21 protein-coding genes are annotated in these 17,050 nt (G+C 62.3%); 13 read left to right on the top strand and 8 right to left on the bottom strand.

Translation table 11 applies throughout. The annotated features are described in order from the left end of the window. Positions 1–4: 4 nt before the first annotated feature. The 5 genes from EPO50_RS10955 to EPO50_RS10975 all read right to left on the bottom strand — a co-directional run bounded on the left by EPO50_RS10955 (position 5) and on the right by EPO50_RS10975 (position 2,812). Entirely contained in the window at positions 5–769 is a 765-nt protein-coding gene (locus tag EPO50_RS10955) for an SDR family NAD(P)-dependent oxidoreductase (protein ID WP_296343844.1), read from the bottom strand. Between the two features lie 190 nt (positions 770–959). After that, positions 960–1,235, bottom strand: a complete 276-nt coding sequence (locus EPO50_RS10960) for a hypothetical protein (protein ID WP_296343846.1) — start codon at positions 1,233–1,235, stop codon at positions 960–962. 58 nt (positions 1,236–1,293) lie between these two features. Further along, positions 1,294–1,530, bottom strand: a complete 237-nt coding sequence (locus EPO50_RS10965) for a NepR family anti-sigma factor (protein ID WP_296343848.1) — start codon at positions 1,528–1,530, stop codon at positions 1,294–1,296. A 117-nt stretch (positions 1,531–1,647) separates the two neighbouring features. Further along, entirely contained in the window at positions 1,648–2,232 is a 585-nt protein-coding gene (locus tag EPO50_RS10970) for a sigma-70 family RNA polymerase sigma factor (RefSeq protein WP_296343850.1), read from the bottom strand. A gap of 115 nt (positions 2,233–2,347) precedes the next feature. Next, entirely contained in the window at positions 2,348–2,812 is a 465-nt protein-coding gene (locus EPO50_RS10975; RefSeq protein WP_296343851.1) for a sigma-70 family RNA polymerase sigma factor, read from the bottom strand. 121 nt (positions 2,813–2,933) lie between these two features. On the opposite strand from EPO50_RS10975, the gene EPO50_RS10980 reads away from it, so the two are divergent. From EPO50_RS10980 to EPO50_RS11025, 10 genes are all read left to right on the top strand, one after another. Next, entirely contained in the window at positions 2,934–3,131 is a 198-nt protein-coding gene (locus tag EPO50_RS10980; RefSeq protein WP_296343853.1) for a CsbD family protein, read from the top strand. Between the two features lie 252 nt (positions 3,132–3,383). After that, positions 3,384–4,157 (top strand): response regulator, encoded by a 774-nt coding sequence (locus EPO50_RS10985; RefSeq protein ID WP_296343855.1) that lies wholly within the window; start codon positions 3,384–3,386, stop codon positions 4,155–4,157. Between the two features lie 15 nt (positions 4,158–4,172). Then, entirely contained in the window at positions 4,173–5,903 is a 1,731-nt protein-coding gene (locus tag EPO50_RS10990; protein WP_296343857.1) for a sensor histidine kinase, read from the top strand. Beyond that, entirely contained in the window at positions 5,896–8,478 is a 2,583-nt protein-coding gene (locus EPO50_RS10995) for a response regulator (protein ID WP_296343859.1), read from the top strand. Before EPO50_RS10990 ends, EPO50_RS10995 begins: the two co-directional genes overlap by 8 nt. Positions 8,479–8,557: 79 nt before the next feature. After that, positions 8,558–8,716, top strand: coding sequence for a hypothetical protein (locus tag EPO50_RS11000; protein ID WP_296343861.1), 159 nt, complete (start codon positions 8,558–8,560; stop codon positions 8,714–8,716). Positions 8,717–8,889: 173 nt separating this feature from the next. Next, positions 8,890–9,096 carry a CsbD family protein gene (locus EPO50_RS11005; RefSeq protein ID WP_296344197.1) on the top strand — a complete coding sequence of 69 codons (207 nt, stop codon included), beginning with the start codon at positions 8,890–8,892 and terminating at the stop codon, positions 9,094–9,096. A 31-nt stretch (positions 9,097–9,127) separates the two neighbouring features. Beyond that, positions 9,128–9,679: a hypothetical protein gene (locus tag EPO50_RS11010; protein WP_296343863.1), complete on the top strand. Its 552-nt coding sequence runs from the start codon at positions 9,128–9,130 to the stop codon at positions 9,677–9,679. 168 nt (positions 9,680–9,847) lie between these two features. Beyond that, positions 9,848–11,353 (top strand): ABC transporter substrate-binding protein, encoded by a 1,506-nt coding sequence (locus EPO50_RS11015; RefSeq protein ID WP_296343865.1) that lies wholly within the window; start codon positions 9,848–9,850, stop codon positions 11,351–11,353. Between the two features lie 76 nt (positions 11,354–11,429). Then, positions 11,430–11,741, top strand: a complete 312-nt coding sequence (locus tag EPO50_RS11020) for a hypothetical protein (protein ID WP_296343867.1) — start codon at positions 11,430–11,432, stop codon at positions 11,739–11,741. Positions 11,742–11,769: 28 nt separating this feature from the next. Then, a complete protein-coding gene (locus EPO50_RS11025) occupies positions 11,770–12,039 on the top strand; it encodes a GNAT family N-acetyltransferase (protein WP_296343869.1) in 270 nt (89 codons plus the stop codon). An 18-nt stretch (positions 12,040–12,057) separates the two neighbouring features. Here the strand turns inward: EPO50_RS11025 and EPO50_RS11030 are convergent, their stop codons facing one another. Further along, a complete protein-coding gene (locus tag EPO50_RS11030; protein ID WP_296343871.1) occupies positions 12,058–12,198 on the bottom strand; it encodes a hypothetical protein in 141 nt (46 codons plus the stop codon). Between the two features lie 129 nt (positions 12,199–12,327). Between EPO50_RS11030 and EPO50_RS11035 the strand changes: the two genes are divergently transcribed. Further along, positions 12,328–12,498 carry a DUF1328 domain-containing protein gene (locus tag EPO50_RS11035; protein WP_020695380.1) on the top strand — a complete coding sequence of 57 codons (171 nt, stop codon included), beginning with the start codon at positions 12,328–12,330 and terminating at the stop codon, positions 12,496–12,498. Here the strand turns inward: EPO50_RS11035 and EPO50_RS11040 are convergent. After that, the gene (locus EPO50_RS11040; protein WP_296343874.1) at positions 12,495–13,232 is read right to left on the bottom strand and encodes a hypothetical protein; all 738 of its coding nucleotides are present in this window, start codon (positions 13,230–13,232) and stop codon (positions 12,495–12,497) included. The genes EPO50_RS11035 and EPO50_RS11040 overlap by 4 nt on opposite strands. A gap of 282 nt (positions 13,233–13,514) precedes the next feature. Here EPO50_RS11040 and egtB point away from each other — a divergent pair, with 282 nt between their 5' ends. After that, positions 13,515–14,711 carry an ergothioneine biosynthesis protein EgtB gene (egtB, locus tag EPO50_RS11045; protein ID WP_296343876.1) on the top strand — a complete coding sequence of 399 codons (1,197 nt, stop codon included), beginning with the start codon at positions 13,515–13,517 and terminating at the stop codon, positions 14,709–14,711. After that, entirely contained in the window at positions 14,708–15,676 is a 969-nt protein-coding gene (gene egtD, locus EPO50_RS11050) for an L-histidine N(alpha)-methyltransferase (protein WP_296343878.1), read from the top strand. The genes egtB and egtD overlap by 4 nt, the downstream gene beginning before the upstream one ends. 246 nt (positions 15,677–15,922) lie before the next feature. On the opposite strand, the gene EPO50_RS11055 is transcribed toward egtD, so the two are convergent. Beyond that, positions 15,923–17,050: an amidohydrolase/deacetylase family metallohydrolase gene (locus EPO50_RS11055; protein WP_296343879.1), complete on the bottom strand. Its 1,128-nt coding sequence runs from the start codon at positions 17,048–17,050 to the stop codon at positions 15,923–15,925.

A 17,050-nucleotide genomic window follows, 5' to 3' on the forward strand; every position in this document is an offset into this window, starting at 1 on the left:
ACGGTTACCCTTGCACCGAGTACCCACCATCGACGGTGATGGCGGCGCCGGTGACATAGTCTGACGCTGCAGCCGCTAGGAAGACGGCGATGCCGGCAAAGTCGTCCGGCGTGCCCCAGCGTCCGGCCGGCGTCCGCTGCAACACCGAGTCGTGCAGAGCCGGTACGTCTCGACGTGCGCGCTGCGTCAGGGCCGTATCGATCCAGCCGGGCAGGATGGCGTTGACCTGGACATTGTCCTTGGCCCACGCCGTCGCCATCGCCTTGGTCATCTGAACGATGCCGCCCTTGCTCGCAGCATAGGCGGTCGTGAAGGAAGCGCCGAAGATCGACATCATCGAGCCGATGTTGATCATCTTGCCAGCGCCGGCCTTCTTCATCTCAGGGTAGGCCGCGTGACTGCATAGGAAGGCGCTGGTCAGATTGCTGTCCATCACCTGATGCCATTCCGCCAGCGTGTATTCCTGCGGCTGCTTGCGGATGTTGATGCCGGCGTTGTTGATCAGGATATCGAGCCGCCCGTGCTGCTTGACGGCGCCTGCGATCAAAGCGCGGCACGAGTCTTCCTTCAACACGTCGACGGCAATGGCACTGGCCTTGGCGCCGAGATCGTGGATCTCCTTCACCGCGGCTTCGTTCTTCGCTGCGTCGCGTCCTGCCACGACAACCGTCGCACCGGCTGCGGCCATGCCCTTCGCCATGCCGAGGCCAATGCCACCATTGCCACCCGTAACGACGGCCACGCGGCCGGAAAGATCGAACAGTTTCATTGCGCCCCTCCCGCTTCGGAGCGGTCTGTATAGCGAACCTCCACAACCGGAGACAGCGCAACCGGAAACAGCCCAAGCCGTTGACGTCGGACAACGCAACGAGTTCGCGGCTCGGCGGCCGGGCTGACCGGCGGGCAGCGGACAAGGGTGGCGGCGGTCGAAAGACCGCCGCCATTTTCCATGTGATTGATCAGGGGCCTGCTTTGGTGGGCGCGCCGTCTTCCTTGAGGGAAGGGGCATCGAGGCGTTGCTGCGCCTTCTTCACGTCGGCGAACAGGCTTGGCTCGCCTTTGTCCATGCCTTCCTCACTCGCCACCTGAAGGAGGCGGGCGTCGACCTCCCATTGCTTGAGGATGGCTGCCTTCTCGGTCGTGTCGAGATCACGATTATCAACGACGTCGGCGGGATGCCGAAATACGCTGCTGGGATTCGACAGCGCCTTCTTCTTGTCTTCGGCGGTGATCATGGCTGCCTCCGTTTGCTGATGTGATGCAACGGAGTGGTTGGAAGCGAAGTTCCCGTAACTACTTCTTCTCGCGTGATGCGTCGGAAGAATCCTTCGGCTTCCCGTTCTGCTTGCCCTGGGCAGCATCGCTGTCGATCAGGTGGAGTAGATCGTCGGGCAGCGGCTCGCTGGCGATTTCATCGTACATCGCGTGAAGCTGTTTCTGCAGCCACATGTCGAAGGGGCGCTCACTGCCCCTGGGCGCAGGGCGGCCCGGAGGAGAACGCCCCCCGGCCGCTTTACTGTCATCGGCCATCACATGCTCCCCGGAGGTGGACGACTCCGTGGGATCCTGCCTGACCCATGCCACTCTCCCCCTATAATCACCCATCGCTATTTCACACTAACCGATGTGTTTGGAAAAGGGAGATCGCTAGCGCGTCGTCATCCGGGGCTCTTCCTCCCCGGATTGCGCGATGCCATCGCGGCCTTCAGTGGCCGGCTGGCGGGTCTCACCCTCGAGCAGCAGCCGCTCGAGTGTGTCGCGCGCGCGCGAGATACGACTCTTGACCGTACCGACCGAAACGCCCGTGTGATCGGCGATCGTTTCATAGGGAAGGCCTTCAAGTACGGCCAGCAACAGAGCTTCGCGCTGCGCTGCGGCGAGCTTGCCGAACGCGCTCATGAATTCGCGCATGATCAGACCACTGTCCTGATGTGGCGGATGAGAAAGCGACTCGGCAATCGCCGTGTCGACCGGCACCGTCGGCCGGCGCCGACGCAAACCGGAAATGAATTCGTTGCGTTGGATACGGAACAACCAGGCAGCGAGGTTGGTACCGGGCTGGAAGCTGTGACGGCCGGTCAGCGCCTTGACCACCGTATCGTGGACGAGGTCTTCGGCTGCATCGCGGTCTCGTGTCAGCGACAAAGCATAGATCCGCAGGCGTGGCAGGATAGTTTTGAGTTGCTCGTGAAAGTCGAGAGCGTTCTGGTCCTGCTGGGTCTGCGCGGTCATTATTCTCTCCTGACTATTGCGTCCTACTGAAATAAATGACCGAAGTCGTATTTGGTTACATTGTTACCGTGTCTGTCTTGTAAGTATTTGATAATAAAAGATAAATTTCCCCAAACTATTGAAGCTTTTCTGACAGATGCTTCCGGGCGCGCGATACTCGCGCCTTGAGGGTGCCGACTGAACACCCGCAGAGACTCGCTGCTTCTTCATAGGAGAAACCACCGGCCCCCACGAGCACAAGTGCTTCGCGGGCTTGCGGGCTGAGCTTCCACAATTCGACTGAAAGCTCCTTCAGGGCGAGTGTCGCTTCCGGATTGTCGACGGCCAGAATCTGCGGCGTCGCCTCGTCGTCAATCGTCTGTGGCCGCCGGCGTTGCGTGCGCAGATCGGAGTAAAAGCGGTTGCGCATGATGGTGAACAGCCAGCCTTTGAGATTAGTGCCAGGAGTGAACTGCTCATGCTTGTCGAGTGCAGCGAGGATGGTGTTCTGCACGAGGTCGTCGGCCGCTTCCCGGTCGCGGCACATGAACCGTGCGAAAGCGCGAAGGTCGGGCAGAAGGGCGACGATGTCGTCTTTCATCACTGTGAATGTGGGGCGCTCAACGCCGAACGGAAGAGAAAAACGAAGACGGCAACCGCATCCCGATACCGCACGTTATTTGGCCGAGCAGCTAACTATCCAACCGCTGAAGGAGTCTGTCATGAACTGGGACCGTATCGAAGGCAATTGGAAGCAGGTCACCGGCAAGGTCAAGGAACAGTGGGGCAAACTCACCGATGACGACATCACGGTGATTGACGGCAAGCAGGAGCAGCTTGTCGGTCGCATCCAGGAACGCTACGGCGTAGCCAAGGACGAGGCCGAAAAGCAGGTCAATAACTGGATCGGTCGCATGTGATGCAGCGACGGCGAGGGAACCACTGTGTGACCTTTCGCGTTATTGCGGCCAAGTAGAGGATTTTGACGCCTCCCATGGAGACTGAGAGCCTTGGGAGGCGTCGTCATGTCCGCTTTCGCAACTTGTCATTAGCGGGTTGTCTGCGAGCGGTGAGGGCGTAGTGTAGGCTTCCGATTCCGGGTGCTTCTCAGGATTGGACTATCGAGCGAGAGGGAGAGCGCTGTGGCGGAAGGGCAGGTAGCGACCAAGAAGATGTCCGAGGCGATCACGAGGACATTGCCATTCCTGCGCCGCTATGCGCGCGCAGTCACCGGCTCCCAACAGCAGGGCGATGAATGGGTTCGCCTGTGCGCGGAAGTGGCGGTGCAACAGCCAGATCTCATTGCCGAGGCTGAGGACACGAAAGTGGGCGTATTCGCCCTGTTCCACCGGCTGCGCCAGCCATTCGGCGATATCGAGGAGGCGGCCAGCGGCGGTGAAAGCGTCAGCGGCCGACTGAAGGAATCGCTGACCGACATGGCGCCGTTGCAGCGCCAAGTCCTGCTGCTCACCGTCCTTGAAGGATTCACTGTGGGCGATGCCGCGCACATCTTGGGCGTCGACATCGACACCGCCGAGCGCAGCCTCGAGGAGGCGCGTCGCGAATTGCAGCGGGTCGCCTCGGTACGCGTGCTGGTGATCGAGGATGAGGCTGTGATCGCGCTCGATGTTGCGGACATCGTGCGCAACGCCGGCCATGAGGTGGTCGGTATTGCAGCGACCGAGAAGGCGGCGATCGACCTTGCCACGAAGCATTCGCCGCATCTCGTGCTGGCCGACATTCAGCTTCGCGGCGCCGACAGCGGCATTTCCGCTGTCAATCAGATCATGAAGTCAATGTCGGTGCCGGTGATCTTCGTCACCGGGTTCCCCGAACGCCTGCTGACCGGCAAACAGGTCGAGCCGGCATTCGTCATCTCCAAGCCTTTCGATCCCGATCTTCTTCGTGCGGCTATCGCGCAGGCGCTCGATACCGTATCGATCTGATTGCGAGGCCGGACAATGCCAGCGCGGTGGTCGCTTCGATCCACGCTGGTGGCGCTTGCGGCGCTGACTCTCCTGCCGATCCTCGGGCTTGCCGCCTGGCAAGCCAACAAGGCGCAAACGGACAGGGCGGCGCTGCAGGATGCCGGGCTGGTCGCCGCTGGCGATCTTGTCGTTGCTCGCTACGGCGAGCTCATTGAAGCATCGCGCCGCATGCTCTCGGCAGCATGCACGGCCGATCCGGTGCGGCAGAGCGCAAGTACCCAGCCGGAACCGGCCGATGTCAGCCGCTGCGAAGCCTACTTCGTGCGGGTACTCGGAGCGGCGCCTGCGCAATACTCCGTCATTCTGGTGACGGACGATCAGGGAGTGGCGCGTTGCGCCAGCCAACCAACTGCGGTGGGCATTAGTCTCGCCGATCGTGATGTCTTCCAGAAGGTCCGTTCCGCCGGAGGATTCTCCATCGGCGAACAGATCGCCAGCCGCATCGGGCCGCACACCGTCATTCCCGTAGCTCTTCCGATCACGAGTGATGGGGCCTTTCGTGGCATGTGTGCTGTCGGGATCACCCTCAAAGCGCTCGCCGACGTGGCAGCGATCGCACCGCCAATGGGGTCGATTGGTACGGCCATGATTGCCCGTGACGGGGCGACGATCGGCGGTGATCCGGCGGCGATGCGCCGGCTGCCGATGCCGTCACGCTTGGCGGCCTCGATCACCGGCGATCAGTCGAGTTTTTCAGACTATGGGCGAGATGGCTTGCTCTATGAGTTTCGTCTCCGACCGATCACAGGCAGCGCGCTCTATGCGGTGACGTCTGCGCCGATTGCTGAAGGTATCGCTGCTTTCGCCGGTAGCTGGGCGGTGCTCGCGTTGACGGCCCTGGCGCTCGCTTTGGTGTTGCTGACCGTCTGGCTGGGAGCCGATCGCTGGTGCGTGCAGCCGTTACGCTACATCCAGACCTATGCCGAAAGAGTGGCGCGCGGCGAAGAGATCAAGTTCGCACCACCCCATTCCTGGTCGCCGGAAATGGCCTCGATCGGGGCCGGCGTCTCGGCCATGGCAGAAGCGATCGCCAGCCGCGAAGCCGAACTGCGGGCGGGCCTCGAACAGCGCGACCACATGTTGCGCGAGATCCATCATCGCGTGAAGAACAACCTTCAGATGATTTCGAGCCTGCTGAATCTCCAGGCAGGCGAAATCAGATCGCCGCGCATACGGCGTTTCTTTGGCGATGCACAAAACCGTGTGCTGACGCTCTCGATCCTGCACCGGCATCTCTACGAGCGTTCGAGCTGGTCGCTGGTCGATTTCCAGCAGTTCATCAGCGACCTCGTGAGGCAGCTTTCCGTGGGCCGCCGGAGTGCCGAACGACAGGCGCCGCGCTACCATATCCGCGCGCCGATCATGGCGGTGGGGCCCGACACGGCAATTCCGGTCGGCCTGATCGTCACTGAGGCTGTGAGCATCGCCCTCAACCATGACTTCGCAGGTGTTGCGTCACCGGAAGTGCGGATCGAGGCGATCGAAAGCGACGGACAGGTGGAACTGGTGATCGAGGACAACGGCACAGGACAAGACACCGGCACTCTGGGACCTGATGGTCGCGGTGGCTTCGGTCTCTCCCTGATCCGCGGTCTGGCCATGCAGCTCGGCGGTGAAGCTGTGATCTCCACCAAGGAGGGAGGAGGCAGCCGCATAGCCGTTACCTTCCCGGCGCCCGGCGCCGACGAGGCGGAGGATGCCTAGCCTCCTCAAGTCCGCACGCTCGACCGGCATCATCGTCGGCCTGACGATCGCCGTGCTGATTGCGAGCGGCATTATGCTCGCCATCACTCATTCCAAGTCGGCGGCTCGGCAACAACGGCTTGTCGTCAGCAATTATGAGACCATGGCGCTGATGCGCGACATGGTGATCGCGCTGCAGGATGCCGAGATCGGCCAGCGCGGCTATCTGCTGTCCGGTGATGCGACCCGGCTGGAACCCTATGAGCGCGCGCGCGTACGGATCGAATCGGGATTGCGGCAGCTAGAGGCGTCGGTCGCCGGCAATCTCGACGCCACGCGACAGTATCGCGAGTTCGCCGCTCTCGCCGGCGACAAGCTCGAGCAGCTCAATGCCACGGTCGGCGCCTATCAGCTCTATGGTCGCGACGCCGCGCTGGCCCTCGACCGAACGGGCGCCGGACGGGCAATGATGGGGCAGGTCCGCCTGCTGGGGGATTCCTTCGTCGAAGGACAGCGCCTTCTGCTGGCCAGTCAGCTCGCGGCGCTGCGCTCGGAACAGGAGCAGGCCGACATTGCCGGGCTCCTTGTCATGGCCGGCGCCTTCATGTGCCTGGTCGCCGGCATCTATATCGTTGTCAGCGGCGCTGGCCGGCTGGAGCGAACCCAGCAGGATCTGACGGCCAGATCACGACTGCTTCAGACGACGCTCGAGAGCCTTCAGGACCCGATCTTCGTGCTCGATGCCGCGGGGACGGTCGTCGCCTGGAATCGGGCGTTTACTCAACTTGCGCAGTGGGATCCGCTCAGGCAAGCCCCTCCGACGCGCGACCAGTTGCTGTCAGACCGCTCGCCCGCAACCCGCGCCCTGTTGCAGCCACTTGGTCTTGGGACGGCACCAGCCGATGCGGCCTCTGTCGATCGCTCGTCAGTCGTGCGGGTGTCGCACGACGGCCGGGACTTCGAAGTCTATCGCGGCGAGATGGAGGGCGGCGGCGACGTCATTCGCTGCGTTGACATCACGGAAAAGCTGCGCGACGAGACGGCGCTGCGCCAAGGTCAGAAAATGGAAGCGACGGGCCAACTCACGGGAGGCATGGCGCATGACTTCAACAACATCCTGCAGGTCATTAGAGCCAATCTCGATCTTCTGAGGGGCGAACTCAGTGGTCACGAGGCGGCTTTGGCGCGCCTTCAGACCGCGACGGCGGCGGCTGAGCGCGGGGCGAGACTCACGTTGCAGCTGTTGGCGTTCGCCCGTCGCCAGCCACTGGCGCCGCAACCCACGAACGTGGCGCAGTTGATCGGTGACCTCGCCGATTTGTTGCGTCACTCCTTGGGCGAGCGCATCGCCATCGAATTCAAGGTTGCCGAAGATCCCTGGAACGCCAGGATCGATCCGAGCCAACTCGAGAACGCTATCCTGAACCTCGCCATCAATGCGCGCGATGCCATGCCGGACGGCGGCACCGTGCGGGTCGAGGTCTCGAACGCCACTTTGGATCGTCGCTACGCCGCGCTGCATCCCGATGTGACGCCAGGTCCTTATGTGCTGATGGACGTTAGCGATACTGGCATCGGCATGCCGCCGGAGGTCGTGGCACAGGCGTTCGACCCCTTCTTCACGACCAAGCGCGATGGCAAGGGGACTGGGCTGGGACTCAGCATGGTCTACGGATTCGTGCGCCAGTCGAACGGCCACATCCGGATTGACAGCGCGATCGGGCAGGGCACCAGCGTGAAGCTCTATCTGCCGCGGACACAGGATCCGGTCGTCGAGGAAGATCAAACTGTGGTTACTGTTCTGACGGGCAGCGAGCGCATCCTGGTTGTCGAGGACAGCGACGATGTTCGGCGCGCTGTCGTTGATATGCTCACCGGCTGGGGGTATCGCGTCGTGGCGGCGGAGAACCCCGATGTTGCGGTAGCACTGTTCGAGAAGGACCCGAACTTCGACCTGTTGTTCACCGACATTGTAATGCCCGGCACGATGACGGCGATCGAACTCGCCGAACTGGTTCAGAAAAAACGACCGGGAATTGCCGTTCTGTTGACCTCGGGTTTCGCGCGCGATCTCGTGCCGGACTTCAGCCGAACCGGCTATCCGCTGATTACCAAACCCTACAGTAGCGAAGCGCTCGCCACTCGGGTGCGTGCGGCTCTGGCGGCCCGCCGGCCACGCGTTGCACCCTTGCCAGAACCAACGCCAACGCCGGCTCCGGCATCGTCTCTTGCCGACCACCCCAGGCGAATACTCCTGGTGGAGGACGAGATCGTGCTGCGCATGTCGACGACCGATATGCTGGCGCAAATGGGCTGCGTCGTGTCGGGCGTCGGGACGGGCGAACAGGCGCTGGAAATGCTGGCAACAGATGGCAAGTTCGACCTTCTCCTGACCGACCTCGGACTGCCGGGCATGAGTGGCGAGGAACTGGCAAGCCAGGTGCGCCAGCAATTTCCGATGCTGCCTGTGGTGATCGCCAGCGGCTACGGCCCCTCGGCGCCGCTGCTAGAAGGCACACAGTTCATTTCCAAACCCTATTCGGCCATCGACCTTCAGCAGGCTCTGGATCACGCGATTAGAAAGGCAGCAGCCTGATTTCGCGTGGCGCGTGCAACCTGGGCCGTTATGTGGCGTTCCTTCCATAGAGGGGACGTCAACGGCTGGAGGGGCGATCATGGAGTCCAGGCAAGTTCCTGACCTTACGCAGGCGTCGAACATGTCGTCCGACGAAGCATCCCGCAGTCCGCTGGCCGGTGAACTGTTGGACCTCTATGTCGCGATGACCATCGTCATCCCGTTGGCCTTCCTCCTGAAATCGCTGTGGCCTTCCTGAGGCGGCAACCTCGGCTGTTGCGCTTCGTTGTTGGCACGATGATTCACAAGGAGGTTTCGATGCGGTCACTCGCTATTCTCGCCGCTTGCGCAGGCCTTGCCGTCGGCGCGCTCCCTGTCGCCGTGCATGCGCAGGCATCGGGGCAAACGACCACCCAGAACGACGCCAAGACAATCTGGGAGAAGTTCAAGGGCAGCTGGAGTCAGACCAAGGGCGCGGTGAAGGAGCAATGGGGCAAGCTCACCGACGATGATCTGCTTGCCATCGAGGGGCGCCGCGATCAGCTCGTCGGCAAAATCCAGACTCGCTACGGCATCACCAAGGAAGAGGCCGAAGCCCAGGTGAGCACGTGGGAGCAGCGTCGCTATCGCGACATGTAGAGCGACGGCGAACGTGCTGAAGGAGAACAACATGAAGCGTCACATCCATCTTGCGACGCTTACTGCGCTGGGAATGGTCATGGCAACGGCCGCGGCTGCCCAGGTCCCGCAGTTCCGTGATGAAAAGACAGGCAAGGTTTGGACGCCGGAAAACGTCAGCAAGGATAACCAGACCCTTCAGCAGCAGGCGGCCGTGCCCGCATCCCCCGCGGACAGGGCATTCGATCCCAACAGCCAGACCGTGACAATGCCGCCCGTGATCCAACGGCCGCGTGGCAACTTGATGGGAACCGTTCCCATCACTGCCGGCCCGACGGTGCCGATCGCTACGCTTGACGGCGCGTGGCTGCAGGCGGTGCCCCAACAGAATTGGCTGTCGGTGATCTATGTCACGAACAACAGCGCCGGCGTCATCGATGCCGTCGTGAGTTGCATGTTCACCAATGGCGATCGACCGGTGCAGGAAGTGCGCGTCGTGGCACAACCTGCGGGACCGGGCGAACGCTGGGGCATGCCGGTCTATGGTCCACGCGTCGAAATCTTCGTCGATCGTGTGACTTGTCGGTTGTTGTCGCCGCCGTAGAGCCATCTCCGGCCCTGTTTCGACCTGCGGTGAAACAGGGCCGGGTGTATCGCTTCCGTACAAAGCCCGCTACTTTCGCGCCTCGGGGAAGAGGAACAGCGAATGCGTAGCATTGGAATAGGACGTCGGACGGCACTTGCAGGGAGTGCCGCATTGGCGGGAGCGTCGTTGATCAGGCCGCGGGAAGCGCGGGCCGCGAAGGCACTCACGGTGGTGCTCGAATCCGAGGTCACCATCCTCGATCCCCATGTCATCACGGCGACGATCACGCGCACGTTCGGCCTGCATGTCTTCGACATGCTTTTCGCCATGAACGAGAAGGGTGAGATCAAGCCGCAGATGGTCGAGAGCTACGAGGCGAGCTCTGACAAGCTCACCTGGAGCTTCGTGCTGCGCGATGGCCTCAAGTGGCACGACGGCAATCCGGTAACTGCAGAGGATTGCGTCGCCTCGCTCAAGCGTTGGTCGGTACGTGACCCATTGGGCAAGATGCTGATGGCGGACACAGAGACCCTCGAGGCCAAGGATCCGAAGACGATCAGATTGGTCCTGAAGCAGCCATTCCCGCTGCTCCTCGACGTGCTGGGTAAGCCGAACGCGCCCCTGCCGGTGATGATGCCCGCGCGGCTTGCGGCGACGCCGGCCGACCAGCGCATCGGCGATCCGGTTGGTTCGGGCCCGTTCCGCTTCCTCAAGGACCAGTGGCGGCCGGGCAATGCCATGGTACTCGAGCGCAACCCGGCCTATGTGCCGCGTAAGGAAGCGCCGGATTTCCTGGCGGGTGGCAAAGACGTCAAGATCGACCAGCTCGTTCTGCGCGTCATGCCCGATCAATCGACCGGCGCCAACGCGCTGATCGCGGGCGAAATCGATTACATGCAATACCTGCCCTTCGACATGCTGCCGATCCTCGAGGCAGAGAAGAATGTGAAGTTGATGGGTCTCGGGGGCATCCATCAGTTTCAGGGCAACTTCCGCCTGAACCATGCTTTCCCGCCGTTCGACAATCCCGCGGTGCGCAAGGTCTTGTGGAAGCTGGTCGATCAGCACGCGACGCTTACGGCGATCGGCGTACCCGACAAGTACCAGACCAAGAATTGCGCGTCGTTCTGGATGTGCGGCACGCCGCTTTCGACGGATGCCGGATCGAGCGCGGCAAAGGTCGATTTGGCGGCGGCCAAGGCAGAACTCGCCGCCTCGGGTTACAAGGGCGAGCCGGTCATCATTCTCGAAGTGGCCGGGTCGATCAGCCAGACCGCTTCGCGCGTGCTCGTCCAGAACATGCGGGATGTCGGCTTCACCGTCGAACAACAGCCGCGCGACTGGCCGACGGTGCTGGCGCGTCGTGCCAAGAAGGACGGCTGGTCGATGTTCCCGGTCTACTCCAATGGCACCGACATGTATTCGCCGCTGACGCACTTCTACGTGGCCGCGACGTGCAACGATTTCCCGGGATGGTCCTGTGACAATCGGGTGCCGGAGCTGATGAAGGCGTTCACACGCGCTGCCACCCTGGACGAGCGCAAGAAAATTGCCACCGATATTCAGGTGATTTCCTATGAGCTGGTGCCTGCCTTGATGTGGGGGCAGTTCACCATTCCGGCGGGTTACCGGACGAGCCTCAAGGGACTCATTCAGTCCTCGTATCCGATGTTCTGGCAGGTCGACCGGTAGTCGCCGTGCGGGAACTGGCAATACCTCCTTACGTTGTCCAGATGGGGTGTGAGTTGCATCCCCCAGGAGGTATTGAATGCTGAAGCGCTTGTTGCCCGTCCTTGCCGTAGCAGCAGCTCTCGGAGCCTGCGCGACGGAGACGCGCGTTGTGGTGGCGTCGGATGATGCGTGCCTCGCCTACGGCTTCCGGGTCGGAACGGCCGCCTATGATCAGTGCCGCGCGCGCGAATATGCTGCTCGCCAGCAGAGTCGCCCCGTCATGGGATACTCGGAAGCTCAAATTCTCGCCGACTCCCAGACCGCCTGCCGATCCTACGGCTTGGTACCCTACAGCGGCGGTTACGATGCTTGTGTGCAGCGCGAGTACGCAGCACGGCATCCTGTCTGATGCATTAATTCCTGCGAGCGGAGTATAGATGTCAGTAACGCATAACGCCGCTCGCAATCGCTACGAAATGCCGACAGAGCACGGCCTTGCTGTTGCAGAATATCGTCAGCAGGGCGATCGGCTGATCTTTACGCATACCGAAGTGCCGCCACAGGACGAGGGCAAAGGCCTGGCTGCCAAGGTCGTTGGCGCTGCGCTCGAAGACACGCGTCGCCGCGGATTGAAGATCGTGCCAGCCTGCAGCTACGTCGTCGCCTACGTGCGCCGTCATCCTGAATTCGATGACAGCTCGCGTTAGCTTTCTGCAGGCGGTTCGCTAGCCGCCATAGGGAAACAGAAAGTACCAGGCAAGCGCCATTGCCACGACGGCGCCGATCGACGAGATCAGCAGGATCAGGAAAATCCGGCCGCTAATGAGGCCACTGCGCGCTTCGGTTGGTGTAAGTTCGCGTTTCATCGCCACTCCACTAATGGGTTCGTGGACAGGTACTCGATCAACGTTTCCGCTATCGGAGCGGTTGCCTTCCAGGAACCACAGCGAGTCACCTGGCGTTACTTGCTCGACCTATTACACAGGGAGCGAGCGATGCTTTATTGGGCGCTGATGTTTCTCGTGATCGCGATAGTTGCCGGTGTTTTCGGCTTCGGCGGAATAGCCTCGGCGGCGACAGGTATGGCGCAGATCCTCTTCGTCATTGCGCTGGTGCTGTTTGTGGTGAGCCTGTTCGCGGGCTTCGTCCGCCGGAATAGCCCCTAGGGAGAAGCGGTCGCCGTGAAGTGTCGGCGAAGGTCGGCACGCGCGGCATTGCCGGCTTCGCGGTCCCAGCAGTTGACGATTGCCACCCGGAAACCGCCGGGTGGCATGGCGTGACGGGCCGGTGCCAGGTTCGCGTGAAAGGTGATCTGGATACTGGAGATGCCGGGTCGTTGTGCGATGTCGTGCACCAGGTCGCGAGGGGGATGATGGTAACGCGGACCGTGCGGGAGAAAGAGCACGACGCTGTAGCCGCGTCGCCTGTTGCTGTCGTCGTATTGCCAGACTTTGTCCGAGTAGAGTGCGACGAGCGCTTCGACCCAGCGATCACCGCCATAGAGATCAGGCCATTGATCGGCAAAGCGCAAATGCACTTCGATGATGCGCCCGCCAATCGTCTCGAGATTGACCATGCCGGTGTAGCCGGCGAGTTGTTGTCGGCACCAGTTGCCGCCCCAGGCCTCGACCGCTGGTTCGGCTGCGGAGCTGACATCCCAATGGTCGAACGTGCCATCGCCCGACGCGAGGCCGCGTGCATGGCGCCACCATTTTGGCGCGCCATCGACCAGCGCAACGTCGCTGCTGATATGATCGCCCTCGAGCAGAGCCATCCACATGTGGCCCGGCTGGTAGGCGGCTTCGTAGTCGGCTGGTGAGCGGAGGACGAGGCTGCCCACGCCCATGCCTTTCAGGTTGTAGAGCGGCTTCGAGAAGACGGGATAACGGAGAGGCGCCACACCGTGCGGCGCGGCCTCCAGGCCCTGCCGGAGCGCAACCTGCAGTTTATCGTAGACCCAGCGGTACCGTGGGTTCCAAATCCAGGCGTCGCTGTCCTCAGTCGGTATGCGAGTGTCGACCGGGCAGGGCACCCTCTCAAAATATTGTGTGCGCCAGGGATCGATCTCGCAAATTGGCACTTGCTTGCCTCGGGTGGACGCGTCGACGTTGCGAGGGTGACCGTGCAATCGCACACTTGCAACCGGACAGTGGGCTACCAAGTTAGGACCTGCGGAGGTTTCGTGTCCGACCCGACAATGCCTGCACTGCAAGCACACGATCTCGACGGCCTCCGCCGATTCCTGGCGATTCGTTCCCATACCGAGGCGTTGGCGGCGCCCCTGTCGGCCGAGGATCAGACGGTCCAGTCCATGGCCGACACCAGCCCCACCAAATGGCATCTCGCGCATACGACCTGGTTTTTCGAAACCTTCGTGTTGCGCCCTCATGCGGGCGGCTACGAGGTTTTCGATCCGGCCTACGAGTATCTTTTCAACTCCTACTACGAGGCCGTCGGCCCGCGACATCCGAGGCCACAGCGTGGTCTGATCACGCGTCCCGGTATCGACGAGGTGATGGCCTATCGTCGCCACGTCACCGACGCGATGACCGCCTTTCTATCTGTAGGCAATGCTAGCAATGCGGGGGACATTGTCGAACTCGGCCTGCAACACGAGCAGCAGCATCAGGAACTGATCCTGATGGATATCAAGCATGCCCTGTCGCTCAACCCGATCAAGCCTGCCTATCGAGCCCCGTCGGGACGAACCGGCGAGGCGCGCGCGCTCGCGTGGCGCGAGTTCGAACCCGGCCTGGTCGAGGTTGGTCATGATGGAAGAGGGTTTGCCTTCGACAACGAAGGACCGCGCCATCGGACGTGGCTCGATGCGTTTGCGCTGGCCCTTCGCCCGGTGAACTGCAGCGAATTTCTCGGCTTCATCGAAGACGGTGGCTATCGGCGCCCCGAATTTTGGTTGTCGGCGGGATGGGATTGTGTGGGGCAGCGCGGCTGGCAGGCTCCCCTCTATTGGGAGCCGCACGACGGCACCTGGATGATCTACACGCTGTCGGGTCTCGAGCCGCTCGATCCGATGCGACCAGTCTGCCATGTCAGCGCCTTCGAGGCGGCTGCCTTCGCGAAGTGGGCGGGCAAGCGCTTACCACGCGAAGCCGAATGGGAAGTGGGCGCTCCCATGCTCGATGGTCTCGGCGAGGTCTGGGAATGGACTGCTAGCCCCTATGTTGCCTATCCAGGCTATCGCGAGCCGCCCGGCGCGATCGGCGAATACAACGGCAAATTCATGGCCAATCAGATGGTGCTGCGCGGCGGCTGCGCCGTAACTCCGCGCGGTCATGTCCGTCCGACCTATCGCAACTTCTTCCCGCCCGATGCGCGCTGGATGTTCGGCGGCATTCGCCTTGCAGAGGATCTCCAATGAATCTGCCCATTGCCTCCCTCGAACGCGTCGGTACGGCCGATCGTGAGGACTTCAGAAGCGCGGTTCTGGCTGGTCTCGCCTCCGCGGCGCGTGCCATTCCAGCGCGTTTCCTCTACGACGCCCGCGGCTCCGCGTTGTTCGACGCGATCTGCGAGCTGCCTGAGTACTATCTGACGCGCACGGAGACGGCGATCTTGGGAGGGTCTGCATCCGAAATCGCGCAACGCGCCGGTCCGGGGTGTGTGCTGGTCGAATTCGGCAGTGGTTCCAGCGTGAAGTCGCGTCTGCTGCTGGACGCCATGCCCGATCTCGATGCTTACGTGCCCATCGATATCTCGCGCGAGCATCTCGACGAGACGGCCGCGCGGTTGCGTCGCGATTATCCGAAGCTGCGCGTCGAGCCGGTGAGCGCCGACTATATGGCGCTCGACAGCTTGCCGGCCTTCATCAACGGCGCACGACGAATTGGCTTCTTCCCCGGATCGACCATCGGCAACCTCACGCCAGAGGAGGCGACGGCTTTCCTTCGTCGTGCCCGCCGGTTGCTGCGCGACGACGGTGCTCTGATCCTGGGCGTCGACCTCAAAAAGAATTCACAGCGGCTGCACGACGCTTACAACGACGCAGCCGGGGTGACGGCGCAGTTCACACTCAACCTCCTGCGACGCATGAACCGCGAACTCGACGCCACCTTCGATCTGGCGGCTTTCGCTCATGAGGCGTTCTACAATTCGATCGAGGGCCGCATAGAAATCTACTTCCGCAGCCTGCGCCCCCAGACGGTTACGGTGTCGGGGCGTCGGTTTGCCTTCGCCGCAGGCGAGCGGATCCATACCGAGTATTCGTACAAATACGACGATGACGGCATCGCAGCCCTGGCCGCGAGCGGCGGCTTTGCCATTGCGAAGACCTGGACCGATCCCGAGCGCCTGTTCGCCGTTGCGTGGCTGCAGGCCGCAGCCTGAGACCCCACAAACAGGCAGCCCGTCCCTGAGCAAACTCGGGGACGGGCTTTGAGACTGGATGGGGAGATACGGCGTCGCCGAAGCGGGGGCAGAGGCAACGCTGATTACCCAGTCACGATAATTCAACGATCCCGGTCCTGTGGAAGTTGCGATCGGCCGTCTAGAAAGTTCGATTCTTTCTAAGCCTTTGATTCCACGGACTCTATTCCTGCCAGAAGAGACCGGCAGGGCCAGAAAATTGAAACCCTACAGGGGATGCCACCACTTGCCGGCCAACACGACGCCGGCCGAGAGTAGCCGCTTGTCGCCTTCCAGGCGCTCGCCGATCGAGTCGGCGTAGTCGAACTTGCCGGCGGCAATATTGATCACCGTGGCTTCGCCGACGCTGTCGACCTTGAGCGTACCCAGTTCTGGCCTGCTGATCGCCTTCGCGGCATTCACAGTGGCAAGCTTGATGACGGTCGGCAGATCGACGCCGAGGCAAAGGAACTTCGACATGGTGGTCAGGAGATCGAAAGCTGGGCCCTCGATCGAGATCGCATGCACGTCGGAGGAAATGACATCGGGCAGGAACCCGGCGGCCAGCATCTTGCGTGTGGTGCCGAAGCCGAACGATCCACCACCATGGCCGATATCGAAGATCACGCCGCGCTGGCGCGCAGCCAGGATCTCGTCGCGCACCTTGCCGTCGACACGGACAGGCGCGTTGGGGAAGGGGCGGAAGCAATGGGTGAGGATGTCGCCCGGACGGAGGCGGCTCACCACCTCGTGCCGTGACGGCGGCGGTGCGTCGAGATGGGCCATCAGCGGCAGGCCAGTCTCTTCGGCGACGTCGAGCGCGATATCGAGAGGCATGATGCCGGAATCGCCGCTGGCTGACTTGCCCACGCGGACCTTCACGCCCAGCACCAGATCCTTGTGTTCGCGCGCAACCCGAACCGCTTCGCGGGCATCGAGCAGGCGCATGTCGGCGCTCTCGCCCACCATCACCGTCTTGGAGAAGGCGAAGATGCCGGGGAAGGAGACGTTGAGGAACGGCAGGATGCGGACCGGCGAGGTCTCGATCACGTGCTTGCGGAAGCCGTGGAAGTTGCCGGGGCCGGCACTGCCGGCATCGATGAAGGTCGTGACGCCGCCGGAGCGCGCCACCAGCTCGGCCTCGACGCCGAGTGAGGTGCCGCCCCAATAGACGTGCGTGTGCAGGTCGATCAGGCCAGGCGAGACGATCTTGCCCGCGACGTTGCGGGTGTCCTTGCCGGTGAGGCCGTCGCCGATCGCGGCGACCTTGCCGCCGGCGAAGGCGATGTCCGTTACCTTGTCGATCCCCTGCGAGGGGTCGATGACGCGGCCGCCTTTGAGTACGAGGTCGTTCAT

This window comes from Reyranella sp. (genome assembly GCF_004297405.1).
Classification (GTDB): Bacteria; Pseudomonadota; Alphaproteobacteria; order Reyranellales; family Reyranellaceae; genus Reyranella.